Source organism: Telluria sp. ZT3P25, from assembly GCF_059685895.1.
On record NZ_JCASIJ010000001.1, the window covers coordinates 801,107 to 814,412 of the forward strand.

Consider the following 13,306-nt stretch of genomic DNA (forward strand, 5'->3'; position numbering starts at 1 on the left):
AGAAGCGAGACAAGTCATTACAGTTTGACGACAACCGGGCGCATCTGGACGCGCCCGGTTGTCGGATCAAGGCAAGCAAACGATCGCTACTCCGCACCATCCGTACCGCGCTGCAAGCTGGCGCCGACCTTCTGGCTGGCGTGCAGCGCGAGCGCCGGCACGGTTGTACCGTTCACGCTGCCCAGCGTGAACTTGATCACGCCATTGGCCGGGACCACCACGACGTCGCCGCTGCAACCGGTCCTGGCGGCATTGAGCTGGCCATTGATGACGTTGCAATAGGTGCCAGGCGGCAGGCCGGTCGCGCGCGTTGTGGTCCAGGCCGCCGGATCGTTATTGATCGCGACAAAGCCCTTGTTGCCACGCGAAAATGCGATCTGGTTGCGCGTGCCGGTGACAAAATTATCCACGCCCTGGCCCGATGTGGCAGCGCGAAAGCCGACCATGTTCGAGATTTCGGGCCAGCGGTGGATGAAGTCCCATGCCTGGTTGATGAGCGGATTGCCATTCGCATCGAACGGGCTGGCCGCTGGCGGCGGCTGTTCGCTCCGGGTAAAGCGAAAGCCCGAATGCACCTGCGCTGCGCCGTAGGGCCAGGCCAGCATCAGGATATTGGCCAGCTGGTAGCGCTTGGTGCCTTGCGTATCGTTGGGGACGCCGGTGAAGTTGCTGGCCACGAGCGAGCTCGGGGCGTGTTCGCCGCGTTCGGAATCCCAGTTGTTGATGAACACGGTTGCCTTGTCGCTGGGGATGAAGCCCCAGGTCCCGCCCCATCCGGCGCTTGGCGAACCCATAAACCTGGGCAAGTCTGCGACGGCCGCGCCATTCACGTTCTGGAACATTTCCTTCATCGCATAGACGTAATGAAACTCGTTGACCGAGCCGGTGGCCAGGTAGGCATTCGCCTTGACGCCACTGTCCGGGATCACCTCTTGCGTGAACCACAGGGGCTCGCCGGCTTTGGTCGTGCGGGATACGCCGTTGAGGAAGCCGGCAATGTCGCCCGGCGCCATGTGTTTGGCGGCATCCAGCCGCACGCCGTCCACGCCCATGGCCACGAGCTTGTTCAGGTAGTTACGGATCTGCCCCTGGACATACGTGGCACTGGTATTCAGGTCGGGCAGGTTGTTGAGGCGGCAGCTCGTCACCTTAGTGCGGTCAGCCAGGCTGTAGTCGCCGCCCTGGATCACGCAGGCGGCATGGAAGTCGGGGGCGCTGAAATGGGGATAGCTTTGCGTGGCGGCATTCCAGCTGCTGCCATCGGTGGCCGTGCCGGCGCCGGCGCCGTCGGCCATCTGGTTGACGACCACGTCGGCGTAGATGCGCACCTTGGCCGCATGGCAGGTGTTGATCATGGCCTGCAACTCGGCTTCCGTGCCCATCCGGCTGTCGAGCCTGGTGTAGTTGACGGCCTGATAGACGTCGTACCAGAAGTCCAGCTTGCGCGATGCATGCGGTGGCGAGATCTGCACCGCGCCGTAGCCCTGGGGCCCGAGCCAGTTCGTGCACTCCTTGGCGATGTCGTTCCATTTCCAGCGGAACATCTGTACCGAGGTGTCGGCAGGGTTGAAGTCGGCTGCGGCCGCTGGCGTAGAAAATGCCACGGCGATGCAGGCGATGCTGGAGAGACGCGCTGCGCGAGGCAGATGGTGCACCAATTGCCTGATTCGGATAAATTCCACGTTGATTCCCGGGTTGTGACGCGTTGACGATGAATGACCGCACGGTGGACGCACTGCCTGTCCAATGTTGCTACCGCGGAAATTATCACGGAACGTCAGGGCGTAGATTCAGACTTGCTTCAGAGCCAGGTAGCCTGGGCATGGGGGTTTCCGGCTTGACGAACAGGGATCTGTCGTCGAAGATTCCGGTCATCAACCACGTCCTGACACCCTTGGAAAACGCCATGAACCTGGTCGTCAAAGTACGCGTGCTGCGGCACATCCGGCAGTCCGGCTTTCGTTCGCAGCTGGAAGATATTCCGCCGGGTCTGTTCCCGTTCTGGCAGCGCAATAGCGGGAAAGAGTTTCCCGGCATGCCGGACAGCGCGCTTTTTTTCACGCAAGCAGCAACTGGATTGATGCGCTTTTTCGAGGTCGCCGCTGACCGGCGCGAACCGTGCGCGTTGCCGTCGCTGGCCGCCGACTCCGTCTGGCATGCATGGATGGCATGGGATGCCGCGAATCTGGACCACTTCTGTCGCCGCCACTTCGGCAAGCCAATCGACCATCTGCCCCACGCCAGTCTCGATGCGCTGGCACTGCCGCGCGTGCTCGTTGGCTGTCGCGAGCACGAAGACGCGCGCTCGCGGGTACGGGGCTTGCCCGCGTTGTTCCGCCTCGATGCCACGTTGCGTATGCCATATGGTCATGGCTACGCGCTGCAAGACGAGGACATCGTGTACAGCCGTCTGGATGCGAACGGCAAAATGGCCGGAGGCGCACGGCTGCATCCCGAGCTGACACTGCGGGCGCTGCTGCTGGCGAACCTGATCAGCCAGGCAGACTACGCTTCAGCCCTGCGAGAAAAACGGGGGCTGGACAGCGGATCAGGCACCTATTACGTCGGTGATGGTGGCAGCGACCACGGGTTGCGCGACTGCGGCGCCGACCTCAACTGCCACGGCGGCGGAAGCGATGGTGGCGATGGCGGCGGCAGCAGTTGCGGTGGCGGTGGCGGCGGCGGAGACTGAACGCCAGCATGCAAACGGCCCGCGTGCGCGGGCCGTTGCACAGCGTCACGCCGGACCGCACGTGACATTGGGTGACTCAATTACTTCAGGCCATGTTCTGGTTGACGAAGTCCCAGTTGGCGACGTTCCAGAATGCTTCCAGGAACTTCGCGCGCGCGTTGCGGTAGTCGATGTAGTAAGCGTGTTCCCAGACGTCGGCCGTCAGCAGCGGCTTGTCGGTCGTGGTCAGCGGCGTGGCGGCGTTCGAGGTGTTGACGATGTCGACGCTGCCGTCGGCTTTTTGCACCAGCCAGGTCCAGCCCGAACCGAAGTTACCCAGTGCCGATTTGTTGAACTCTTCCTTGAACTTCTCGACCGAACCCCATTTGGCATTGATGGCGTCCAGCGCCTTGCCGCTCGGTGCTGCGCCGTTCGGGGTCATGCAGTGCCAGAAGAAGGTATGGTTCCAGACCTGCGCCGAATTGTTGAACACGCCGCCCGACGACTTCTTGACGATCTCTTCCAGTGGCATCTCTTCGAACTCGGTGCCCTTGATCAGGTTATTCAAGTTGGTCACGTAGGTCTGGTGATGCTTGCCGTGGTGGTATTCCAGGGTCTCGGCCGAGATGTGCGGTTGCAGGGCGTCCTTGGCATACGGCAGTGCTGGCAGGGTGTGTTCCATGATAAATCCTTGTTGGGTTGGAAAGGTTGCAGTTCTGATAGCGGCGCTATTCTAAACCGGCTGCAGCAATATTGCATGACTGCATTCTCTTTCCTGCCAGACAGGATTCGTTACTCGAGCACGCTCTGCACCTGCGCTACACCAACCTCGGCGCTGCCATCGGCCAGGCGGATGTGCAGCGTGTCGCGTGCGTGGATCTGCGCCGGGTCGCGCACGATCTGGCCTTTGCCATCGCGCACGATGGCGTAGCCGCGCTCGAGCGTGCGCTGCGGATTGAGCAGTTCGAGCTGCGCCGCCAGTCCCATCAACGCATCGCGGCGGCCCTTGAGGCTGTTGCGCAGGCTGGTGTGCAGGTGCCGCTCATCCGACGCCAAATGCGCCCGCAGTGCGCGCATGTCGGGCCGGTGCCGGCTCCAGCGCTGCTGCAATTGCGCCAGCACCAGTCCCTGGCGGTTGATGGGCAGCTTGACCGCATGCGTCATGGCCGTGGCCAATGCCAGTAACTTCAGGCGCTGGTGACCGATCTGCGCTGAGGGGCTCAGCAGGCGACGGCTCAGGTTATCCAGGCCCTGGCTGGCGTCCGACAGGCGGCGGTCCATCGCGCGCTGCAAATCGAGCGCGTCGCCGTGCAGCGACGCAAGCCAGTCGGCGCGCGGCGTGGCGGCCAGTTCGGCGGCGGCGGTCGGCGTCGCGGCGCGCACGTCGGCCGCGAAGTCGGCGATGGTGACGTCGGTTTCGTGCCCCACGCCCGAGACCACGGGAATCGCGCAGGCATCGATCGCGCGCGCCACGCATTCTTCGTTGAAACTCCACAGGTCTTCGATCGAGCCGCCGCCGCGGCACACCAGCAGCACGTCGACTTCGCCGCGGCGCGAGGCGGTCATGATCGCCTCGGCAATCTTGTCGGCAGCGAACTGGCCCTGGACCGGCGTCGGGTAGAGCACCACGCGGACATGGGGGACGCGCCGGCGCAGGGCGGTGAGCACGTCGCGCAGCGCGGCGGCGCCGGGGCTGGTGACGATGCCGATGCTGCGCGGGAACAACGGCAGCGCGCGCTTGCGGTCGGCGTCGAACATGCCCTGCGCGGCCAGCTTTTCCTTCAGGCGCAAAAACGCCTCGTACAACTGGCCCACGCCGGCGCGCCGGATTGCCTCGACATTGATCTGGTAGTCGCCGCGCGCGCCGTATAGCGTCACGAGGGCGCGCACCTCGACCTTGTCGCCTTCACGCGGGATGAAGCCGGCCGACTGTGCACGGCCACGGAACATGACAGCACGCACCTGGGCCGCGTCATCCTTGAGCGTGAAATACCAGTGGCCCGACGCCGCGCGCGTGAAATTGGAAATTTCGCCACCAATCCACGTCAGTGGAAAAGTACGCTCGAGCAGGCGCGCCACCTGCTGGTTCAGCGCAGTGACGCTCAGAACGGCGGGGGGAGCGTAGGCGGAATCGGCGTCGCTGGTCGGGGGCATGGTGGGTCGCGAAAAATCGGGGAGGGGGGATTATAGCCGCCCGGCGGGCGTTTTCTGTCAGTGGCGCACCGCCGGCAAACACCGATTATTGCTGCTTTTCAATGCAATCTATTGAATTGTGTTTGAAATCAACGGCTTGAGGGGTTGGTAATGTCGTTTGAGAGCAGTTTATCCACACAAACTGTGGGGAACTCCTGCAGAAGACCCGTTACTGCGCGCAGATTGGGCAGCGTGCCTGGATTTATTACAAAACAATGACTTAGGTCGTTTGTGGCGCGCTTGATCACAAAGTTGTCCACAGAATCTGTGCACACATGATGACGCACTGTTTGGGTCGTTTTGCGGACCGGCATCCGCAATATCGGTTGGCACGACTGCCTGGATCGTGCTGCCTTAATTTGAAGCACCGCAGTGTCATCCCAATAGAATCAAGGACTTGTGACGCTAACTTGACGCTTCCTCACACTCTTATCCACACAAAGTGTGCACAGTGTGAATATTCGGAGCACAACGGGCTCGAAGGCCAAATAAACACGGTAACGTGGCGAATCAGGGCAGGTTTAATTGCATAATCGGCCCATATGCTCAAATTTTAAGCGGTTCGCTAATACTGATTGAAATCAAAGGCTTAGTGTCATAAATGGTGGCTTGCACACAATTTTGTCCACAATAAGTGTGCGGAACTACACGACCCGCTGGCGCGATCATTTTGTAGACATACTGCCTCCAAAACAGGCGCGCCGACCAAGTCCTATGAAATCAATGACTTATGACTTGTTAGAGCGGCTTGCGCACAATTTTGTCCACAGAATGTGTTCGCAACTACAGGCGTTCGCGCCGGCGTTGTCGAAAAAGCCATGGTGTCACTGCGTGGTGGCACCGAGTCCTGAGACTGCCATTTTCTTGCGCAGGCGCAGAAAGTCCTTTGAAATCAACACACTCGTATGGCCTCAAGCGCGTTGCGCACAATTTTATCCACAGAAGGTGTGCAGAACTCTACTTGCTGCTTCGCTGCCAACTTGCTACATTGCCGGATTGACTTTTATCCTCTCAGGAGTATCTCTTGCTCGCCATCTTTCAAGCCGCAGGCTGGCCTATCTGGTTCCTGCTGTTCGCGTCGATCGTTGCCGTCGCTCTCATCGTCGAACGCCTGATCACGCTGCGCCGCGAGAAAATCCTTCCCCGCAATCTGCTCGACGAAGTCATCCGTGTGCACCACACCGGCAAGGCCACGCCGGACGTCATCAACAAGCTGGAACAGAATTCGCCGCTGGGCACCGTGCTGGCCGCTGCGCTGCGTAATGTCGATGCCCCGCGCGACGTGATGAAGGAGTCGATCGAAGAAGCAGGCCGCGGTGTGGCCCAGAACCTCGAACGTTTCCTGACCACGCTCGGCACCATTGCGTCGCTCGCGCCGCTGATGGGTCTGTTCGGCACGGTGGTCGGCATGATCGAGATCTTCGGCGCCTCGGCCCCGACTGGCGGCAATAACCCGGCCCAACTGGCGCACGGTATTTCGGTGGCGCTGTACAACACCGGTTTCGGCCTGGCCATTGCAATGCCCGCACTGGTTGCCTACCGCCACTTCCGCAACCTGGTCGACACCTATATCGTCGACATGGAACTGCAGGCGGTGAAATTTGTCGACGTCGTCCATGGTGCCCGCAAATGATGGACTTTCGCCGTGGCCGCAAGCGTGAGGATCCGGAGATCAACCTGATCCCGTTCATCGACGTGCTGCTCGTGGTCCTGATCTTCCTGATGGTCTCGACCACCTACAGCAAGTTCACCGAACTGCAGATCACGTTGCCGACGGCCGAGGCCGACAAGCAGGTGCAAAAGCCGTTCGAGATCAATGTCACGGTCGACGCCAAGGGGAACTACACGGTCAATAACACGCCCGTGGCATTTACCAGCGTGGCAGGCCTGGCGCAGGACATGAAAACAGCGGCGCGCACGCCCGATGGCCAGGTGGTGGCCAGCCCGGTCGTCATCGTCAACGCCGACCAGTTCGCGATGCACCAGATGGTGATCAATGTGCTGGAAGCAGCGCGCGTGGCCGGCTACGACAAGCTGACCTTCGCTGCCCAGACCGGCACTGGCAAGTAACCTCACCGGCCCGCGTCAAGCGGGCCGGCATCCTCCCGCATGGCTTCTTCCCTCGAAACAACCCTGACCCGTGCGTGGCTGCGGCGCGGACCACTTGCGGTCGCGCTGCTGCCGGTGGCGCTGCTGTTCGGGACGCTGGCCGCCGTGCGCCGCCGGCTGTTCCAGTCCGGCCTCAAACAGTCGGCGCGGTTGCCCGTGCCCGTCATCGTTGTCGGCAATATTTTTATTGGCGGCACCGGCAAGACGCCGCTGACGATCTGGCTGGCGGAAGCCTTGCGCGCGGCCGGCATGCGACCGGGCGTCATCTCGCGCGGTCACGGTGGCGATGCTGGCAAGGATGGGGCGCCGCGGGCCGTCACGCCGCATTCTGATCCGCGCGTCGTGGGCGACGAGCCGCTCCTGATTGCGCAGCGCACCGGTTGTCCGGTTGTCATCGGCCGCCAGCGCGCCGAGGCGGGCAGGGCGCTGCTGGCGGCGCACCCGGAAGTCGACGTCCTCATCACCGACGATGGCCTGCAGCACTATGCGCTGGCACGCGACATCGAGATTGTCCTGTTCGACGGCCGTGGCGTGGGCAATGGCTGGCTGCTGCCGGCCGGGCCGCTGCGCGAATCGCCATCGCGCCGCCGTGATTTCACCGTGGTCAATGTCCCCGAGATCACGCCCGCGCTGGCCCGGGCTGTCGGCGGCGCCCCGTACCGCATGCTGCTGTCGGGCCAGTATGCCGAACCGTTAAATGGCGGCAGCGGCGGCGGCGCCCGCGTGCCGCTGGCCGATCTGCGCGCCAAACGCATCGTCGCCGCAGCCGGTATCGGCAATCCGGGACGCTTCTTTGCGATGCTGCGCGCGGCTGGCCTGGCCCCTGGCGAACTGGCCTTGCCCGACCATCATGATTTCCTGGACGACCCGTTTGCCGCCGTGGACGCCGAGATCATCCTGATCACGGAGAAGGATGCAGTAAAATGTCGGCAACTTGAACATCTGAAGGACGATCCGCGCTTGTGGGTCGTGCCTGTGACGGCGCAGCTCGACCCTGCGCTGGCTGAACAAATCGTGGAGAAATGTCGTGGACGCTCGCCTGCTTGATATCCTGGTCTGCCCGTTGTGCAAGGGTCCGCTTGAACTCGACAAGAAGGCGCAGGAGCTGACCTGCCGCGCCGACCGCCTCGCCTATCCGATCCGTGACGGCATCCCGATCATGTGGGCCGACCAGGCGCGCAAGATCGAGCCTGTCTGATCGGCCTGCATGAACTTTACCGTCATCATCCCGGCGCGCCTGGCGTCGACCCGCCTGCCGAACAAGCCGCTGGCCGACCTTGGCGGCAAGCCGATGGTGGTGCGCGTGGCCGAGCGTGCCCGTGAATCGGGCGCGACCCGGATCATCGTTGCGACCGACCACGCCGACATTGCCGCCGCCTGCGCCGAGCATGGCGTGAGCGCCGTGCTCACGCGTGCCGATCACCCGTCCGGCACCGACCGCATCGCCGAAGTGGCGCGGGTGCTGGGCCTGGCGCCGGATGACGTCGTCGTCAACCTGCAAGGCGACGAGCCATTGATCGACCCGCGCCTGCTGGCGGCCTGCGCCGCCCGCATCAGTGCCGACGTGCCGATGGCCACCTGCGCGCACCCGATCCACGATGCGGCCGACGTGTTCAACCCGAACGTCGTCAAGGTCGTGCTCGACAAGAACGGGCGCGCACTGTATTTCTCGCGTGCCACGATCCCGTGGCACCGCGATGCATTCGCGCAGACGCTCGAGTCGCTGCCTGCCGGCTATGCGCCGCTGCGCCACATTGGCTTGTATGCCTACAGCAATGCGTTCTTGCAGGCGTATCCGGCCATGGCCGTGTCGCCACTCGAGTCGATCGAGGCCCTGGAGCAGTTGCGCGTGCTGTGGCACGGTGTGCCGATCGCCGTGCACATTACCGACAGCGCACCGCCAGCGGGCGTCGATACGCCCGACGATCTGGCCCGGGTGCGCCTGCACTACGCGTCTTGACGCAAGCCACAACGGGATAGCAAAGCCATCTGCGCAGGATCAAATATCCTCGCTGCAACGCCTTGCGACTGGCTTTTACGCCAACTTTTGTGGTAACTTCCGTCTCAACGAAGTCTGCGCCATATCAAAAAGATCACCCTATCCGCCATTTTACTTTTCTCTATTTTCTAGAATCTCAGGAAACTCATGCGTCTCATTCTGTTAGGAGCACCCGGTGCCGGCAAGGGCACCCAGGCCAATTTCATCAAAGAAAAGTTCGGCATCCCCCAAATCTCGACCGGCGATATGCTGCGCGCCGCGATCAAGGCCGGGACTGAACTGGGCATGGCCGCCAAAAAAGTGATGGATGCCGGCCAACTCGTGTCGGACGACATCATCATCGGCCTGGTCAAGGAGCGCCTGAAGGACGCAGACTGCCAGAACGGCTATCTGTTCGACGGCTTCCCACGCACCATCGCGCAGGCCGAAGCGATGAAGGACAGCGGCGTGAACATCGATTACGTGCTCGAGATCGACGTTCCGGACGACATGATTCTCGAACGTATGACCGGCCGCCGCTCGCACGCTGCGTCGGGCCGCGTGTACCACGTCAAGTTCAACCCGCCAAAAGTTGCCGACACCGACGACGTCACGGGCGAGCCACTGATCCAGCGCGACGACGACAAGGCGGAAACCGTCTCGAAGCGCCTTGAGGTGTACCACAACCAGACCAAGGTGCTGCTGGGCTACTACGGCAAGTGGGCCGAGTCGGGCCTGCCAGGCGCGCCGAAATACCGCCGCATCACGGGCGTCGGTCCGGTCGAGCAGGTGCGTGACAACGCATTTGCGGCGCTGGCCGAGTAATTCGTCCATTCAGTACGACCCCATCGATCCCGCGCCGGCACTGCCCGCGCGGGATCGATGCATTTGGGGCCTGCGACCGTCATTACGCCGTACAATTGTGAGCAATTGTTTCCCGTGCGCCGTGTGCGGGTTGGCAAGACGATAATAAGTTATCTGTCTACAACCCTGAGAGGTCTTCCCATGAACAAGAATAACGCCATCCTCGCCATGCTGCTGGCGCTCGCCGCTGCCGGCGCCAGTGCCCAGACGACCGGCGCCACCCAGGGTCAGCCCACCACGGGCGAGACATACCGGCCATCCCTGGATGGCCAGCAAACGTCGACGCCGGCTGCGCCGATCGACATGCAGCCAAAAACACAGGAAGAGAAAGCCACGGGCCGCCAGGAGCCGTCGCGCCTGAAGGACATCGACCCGGCCACGCATCCGGCGCCACAGAACGTGCGCCCGCAGCCGACACCGTCACCGAAGACCCGGCAAGAGCAGGGCGTGCAACCGGTCGCACGCCGTTCTGTCCAGCAGCAGATCGACAGCGCAGCGCGCCTGGCGTCGCCAAATGCACCGACGGTGGTCGCGCCGGCCACCAGTGCGCCGACACCCGTCGTGCCAACGACCAGCCAGGTCAGCCCATGCATCGGCGCAACGTGCACCGATGCCACCGGCGCGACCACTGCAGGCGCCGTCGGCAGCTCGAGCGTGAACAGCGCCGGTCGCCTGTGTAACCGCAGCGGCACCACGGTACAGTGCTTCTGAAGTAAGAGCGTCCGTCGTCCCGAAAGTTCGCCAGCTGTCCACTTTACGTTTACGTAAACGTTAAAGCCGGGCAAAATAGTGGCACAAGAACTTTTACTAAGGGACAACCATGCATATCCAGGATAACGTCTTCATCGTCACCGGCGGCGCGTCCGGCCTTGGCGCCGCCACCGCACGCATGCTCGCCGAGAACGGCGCCAGCGTCGTTATCGCCGACGTCCAGGCCGAGGCGGGTCAGGCGCTGGCCGAAGAATTGAAAGGCCAGTTCGTCCGCTGCGACGTCACCCAGGAAGCCGATGCCCAGGCTGTCGTCGATGCCGCCGTCAAGCTGGGCGTGCTGCGCGGCCTGGTCAACTGCGCCGGCGTCGCGCCGGCCGTCAAGACCGTCGGCAAGGATGGCGCGCACCCGCTGGACGTGTTCCAGCGCGCCGTGAACATCAACCTGGTCGGTACCTTCAATATGGCGCGCCTGGCCGCCGAGGCCATGGGCAAGACCGAACCGGCTGAGCACGGTGAGCGCGGCATCATCATCAACACGGCGTCGGTCGCTGCCTTCGACGGCCAGATGGGGCAGGCAGCCTACGCGTCGTCCAAGGCGGCCGTGGCCGGCCTGACGCTGCCGATGGCGCGCGACCTGGCGCGCAACGGTATCCGCGTGATGACCATCGCGCCGGGCATTTTCGAGACGCCGATGCTGATGAACATGCCGCAAGAGGTCCGTGATTCGCTGGGCAAGATGGTGCCGTTCCCGCCCCGCCTGGGTTTGCCGACCGAGTTCGCCCATCTGGCGCGCGCCATCATCGAAAATGTGATGCTCAATGGCGAGACGATCCGCCTCGACGGCGCGATCCGCATGCAGCCGAAGTAGTTCTTCAGGGACGTGTCCTGAAAGCATGTCGAAGATGCTGTAGCATGTCTTCGATGTCGGGCGCCTGGCCTAAGTCCACGCGCCCGTTTGCTATTTTGGAGAACCGTTTGAACACACTCAGCAAGCTTGCGCTCGCCCTGGCACTCGCCGGCGCGACGACAACGCCCCTGTGGGCCCAGGATTCACTGCAGGCCGCGCCCGAAGCGGCAACCGGCTACACCGAGAAAAATGGCTGGCAGGCCAAAAAATACATGGTCACCGCCGCCAACCCGCTGGCAGTCGAGGCCGGCTACCAGATCCTGCGCCAGGGCGGGGCGGCCATTGACGCGGCGATTGCCACCCAACTGGTGCTGACGCTGGTCGAGCCGCAATCGTCGGGCATCGGCGGCGGCGCGTTCATGGTCCATTACGATGGCAAGCAGACGCAGGCGTTCGACGGTCGTGAAACGGCGCCGAGCAAGGCCGACGAGCACCTGTTCGAACGGCCTGACGGCACGCCGCTGTCGCGCACCGAAGGCGTGGTCGGCGGCCGCTCGGTCGGCGCGCCGGGCGTGCTGCGCATGCTCGAACTGGCGCACCGCCAGCACGGCAAGCTGCCGTGGAAGGCGCTGTTCGCCCCGGCGATCCGTCTGTCCGAGACAGGCTTCAAGGTCAGCCCGCGCATGCACAAGATGCTCGCTGGCGAGACCTTCCTGATCAAGGACCCGGTCGCTGCTGCCTACTTTTATGACGCTGCCGGCAAGCCGTGGCCGGTCGGCCACGTGCTGAAGAATCCGGCACTGGCCGCGACGCTGCGCGAGATCGCCGCCGGCGGCGCCGACGTGTTCTACACGGGGCGCTTTGCCCGCGACATCGCTGCCAAAGTGGCTGCGCACCCGACCAATCCGGGCCTGCTGACCGCCAAGGACATCGCCGACTACCGCCCGAAGGTCCGCACGCCCGTCTGCAGCGACTACCGCGCCTACACCGTGTGCGGCATGCCACCGCCATCGTCGGGCGGGATTGCCGTGGCCCAGATGCTGGGCATGTTCGAGACCTTCGACATGAAGGCGCTCGCGCCGAAGGACGGCGTGCCGGGCGCAGAAGCCGTGCACGTGTTCTCGGAAGTAGGGCGCCTGGCCTACGCCGACCGCAACCGCTACGCCGCCGACGCCGACTTCGTGCCGCTGCCGGGCCGTGGCATCCCGAGTTTGATCGACAAGGGCTACCTGACGGCGCGCGCCGGCATGGTGGGCGCGCGTTCGATGGGCGAAGCCAAGGCCGGCACGCCGCCCGGGATGGAGGTAGCCTGGGGCACCGACAACGCGATCGAGACGCCGTCGACCTCGCATATGTCGGTCGTCGACGGCAATGGCGCCGGCCTGGCGATGACGACGACGATCGAAGATGCGTTCGGTTCGCGCCAGATGGTCGACGGCTTCATGCTGAATAACCAGCTGACCGATTTCTCGTTCAGCGCACGCGACGCCGACGGCCCGGTGGCCAACCGCGTCGAAGCCAACAAGCGCCCGCGCAGCGCGATGTCGCCGACGATCGTGTTCGACCGCGCCAGCGGCAAGCTGGTGCTCGCCATCGGCTCGCCCGGCGGCCCGGCCATCATCAATTACGTGGCCAAGGTGCTGGTAGGAACGCTCGACTGGGACCTGAACGTGCAGCAGGCCATCGCGCTGCCGAATTTCGGCAGCCGCAACGGCCCGACCGAACTGGAACGGGGCCGCTTCCCCGATGCCACCATTGACGTGCTGCGCGCGCGCGGCCACGCGATCCGGGTCAGTGAACAGACGTCGGGTCTGCACGGCATCGAGCGCGTGGTGGTGAAGGGCGTGCCGATGTGGTTTGGCGGCGCCGATCCGCGCCGGGAAGGTGTTGCCAGGGGCGATTGAGATATCTCCTCGAATGCAAGCCGGCTCGC

13 protein-coding genes are annotated in these 13,306 nt (G+C 63.5%); 10 read left to right on the forward strand and 3 right to left on the reverse strand.

What is annotated here, in order from left to right; all coding sequences use genetic code 11:
• Nucleotides 1-86: 86 nt before the first annotated feature.
• Nucleotides 87-1,655, reverse strand: coding sequence for an alpha-amylase (locus tag AC56LY_RS03555; protein ID WP_499576666.1), 1,569 nt, complete (start codon nucleotides 1,653-1,655; stop codon nucleotides 87-89).
• Between the two features lie 167 nt (nucleotides 1,656-1,822).
• Between AC56LY_RS03555 and AC56LY_RS03560 the strand changes: the two genes are divergently transcribed.
• Nucleotides 1,823-2,692, forward strand: coding sequence for a UCP032817 domain-containing protein (locus tag AC56LY_RS03560; RefSeq protein ID WP_499576668.1), 870 nt, complete (start codon nucleotides 1,823-1,825; stop codon nucleotides 2,690-2,692).
• Nucleotides 2,693-2,777: 85 nt separating this feature from the next.
• Here the strand turns inward: AC56LY_RS03560 and AC56LY_RS03565 are convergent, their stop codons facing one another.
• Complete coding sequence (locus tag AC56LY_RS03565) at nucleotides 2,778-3,353, reverse strand: superoxide dismutase (RefSeq protein WP_183550156.1); 576 nt, start codon at nucleotides 3,351-3,353, stop codon at nucleotides 2,778-2,780.
• 110 nt (nucleotides 3,354-3,463) lie between these two features.
• A complete protein-coding gene (xseA, locus tag AC56LY_RS03570; protein ID WP_499576669.1) occupies nucleotides 3,464-4,825 on the reverse strand; it encodes an exodeoxyribonuclease VII large subunit in 1,362 nt (453 codons plus the stop codon).
• Between the two features lie 1,063 nt (nucleotides 4,826-5,888).
• Between xseA and AC56LY_RS03575 the strand changes: the two genes are divergently transcribed.
• The 9 genes from AC56LY_RS03575 (at nucleotide 5,889) to ggt (ending at nucleotide 13,277) form a co-directional block, all read left to right on the forward strand.
• Nucleotides 5,889-6,497, forward strand: coding sequence for a MotA/TolQ/ExbB proton channel family protein (locus AC56LY_RS03575; protein ID WP_183550160.1), 609 nt, complete (start codon nucleotides 5,889-5,891; stop codon nucleotides 6,495-6,497).
• On the forward strand, nucleotides 6,497-6,934 hold the full coding sequence (locus AC56LY_RS03580; protein WP_499581942.1) for an ExbD/TolR family protein: 438 nt from the start codon (nucleotides 6,497-6,499) through the stop codon (nucleotides 6,932-6,934). Before AC56LY_RS03575 ends, AC56LY_RS03580 begins: the two co-directional genes overlap by 1 nt.
• Nucleotides 6,935-6,973: 39 nt before the next feature.
• Entirely contained in the window at nucleotides 6,974-8,020 is a 1,047-nt protein-coding gene (gene lpxK, locus AC56LY_RS03585) for a tetraacyldisaccharide 4'-kinase (RefSeq protein WP_499576671.1), read from the forward strand.
• Complete coding sequence (locus AC56LY_RS03590; RefSeq protein ID WP_183550164.1) at nucleotides 8,001-8,171, forward strand: Trm112 family protein; 171 nt, start codon at nucleotides 8,001-8,003, stop codon at nucleotides 8,169-8,171. Before lpxK ends, AC56LY_RS03590 begins: the two co-directional genes overlap by 20 nt.
• Nucleotides 8,172-8,180: 9 nt before the next feature.
• Nucleotides 8,181-8,933 (forward strand): 3-deoxy-manno-octulosonate cytidylyltransferase, encoded by a 753-nt coding sequence (gene kdsB, locus AC56LY_RS03595; RefSeq protein ID WP_499576672.1) that lies wholly within the window; start codon nucleotides 8,181-8,183, stop codon nucleotides 8,931-8,933.
• 186 nt (nucleotides 8,934-9,119) lie between these two features.
• Nucleotides 9,120-9,776 (forward strand): adenylate kinase, encoded by a 657-nt coding sequence (gene adk / locus AC56LY_RS03600; RefSeq protein WP_499576673.1) that lies wholly within the window; start codon nucleotides 9,120-9,122, stop codon nucleotides 9,774-9,776.
• 180 nt (nucleotides 9,777-9,956) lie between these two features.
• Nucleotides 9,957-10,526 carry a hypothetical protein gene (locus tag AC56LY_RS03605; protein WP_499576674.1) on the forward strand — a complete coding sequence of 190 codons (570 nt, stop codon included), beginning with the start codon at nucleotides 9,957-9,959 and terminating at the stop codon, nucleotides 10,524-10,526.
• Nucleotides 10,527-10,635: 109 nt separating this feature from the next.
• Nucleotides 10,636-11,394, forward strand: coding sequence for a 3-hydroxyacyl-CoA dehydrogenase (locus tag AC56LY_RS03610; protein ID WP_499576676.1), 759 nt, complete (start codon nucleotides 10,636-10,638; stop codon nucleotides 11,392-11,394).
• A gap of 107 nt (nucleotides 11,395-11,501) precedes the next feature.
• Complete coding sequence (gene ggt, locus AC56LY_RS03615; RefSeq protein WP_499576677.1) at nucleotides 11,502-13,277, forward strand: gamma-glutamyltransferase; 1,776 nt, start codon at nucleotides 11,502-11,504, stop codon at nucleotides 13,275-13,277.
• Nucleotides 13,278-13,306: the final 29 nt, after the last annotated feature.

Coding starts and splice junctions, on each gene's coding strand:
- AC56LY_RS03560 (WP_499576668.1), top strand. CDS start 1,823: ATGGGGGTTTCCGGCTTGACGAACAGGGATCTGTCGTCGAAGATTCCG.
- AC56LY_RS03565 (WP_183550156.1), bottom strand. CDS start 3,353: ATGGAACACACCCTGCCAGCACTGCCGTATGCCAAGGACGCCCTGCAA.
- xseA (WP_499576669.1), bottom strand. CDS start 4,825: ATGCCCCCGACCAGCGACGCCGATTCCGCCTACGCTCCCCCCGCCGTT.
- AC56LY_RS03580 (WP_499581942.1), top strand. CDS start 6,497: ATGGACTTTCGCCGTGGCCGCAAGCGTGAGGATCCGGAGATCAACCTG.
- lpxK (WP_499576671.1), top strand. CDS start 6,974: ATGGCTTCTTCCCTCGAAACAACCCTGACCCGTGCGTGGCTGCGGCGC.
- kdsB (WP_499576672.1), top strand. CDS start 8,181: ATGAACTTTACCGTCATCATCCCGGCGCGCCTGGCGTCGACCCGCCTG.
- adk (WP_499576673.1), top strand. CDS start 9,120: ATGCGTCTCATTCTGTTAGGAGCACCCGGTGCCGGCAAGGGCACCCAG.
- AC56LY_RS03605 (WP_499576674.1), top strand. CDS start 9,957: ATGAACAAGAATAACGCCATCCTCGCCATGCTGCTGGCGCTCGCCGCT.
- AC56LY_RS03610 (WP_499576676.1), top strand. CDS start 10,636: ATGCATATCCAGGATAACGTCTTCATCGTCACCGGCGGCGCGTCCGGC.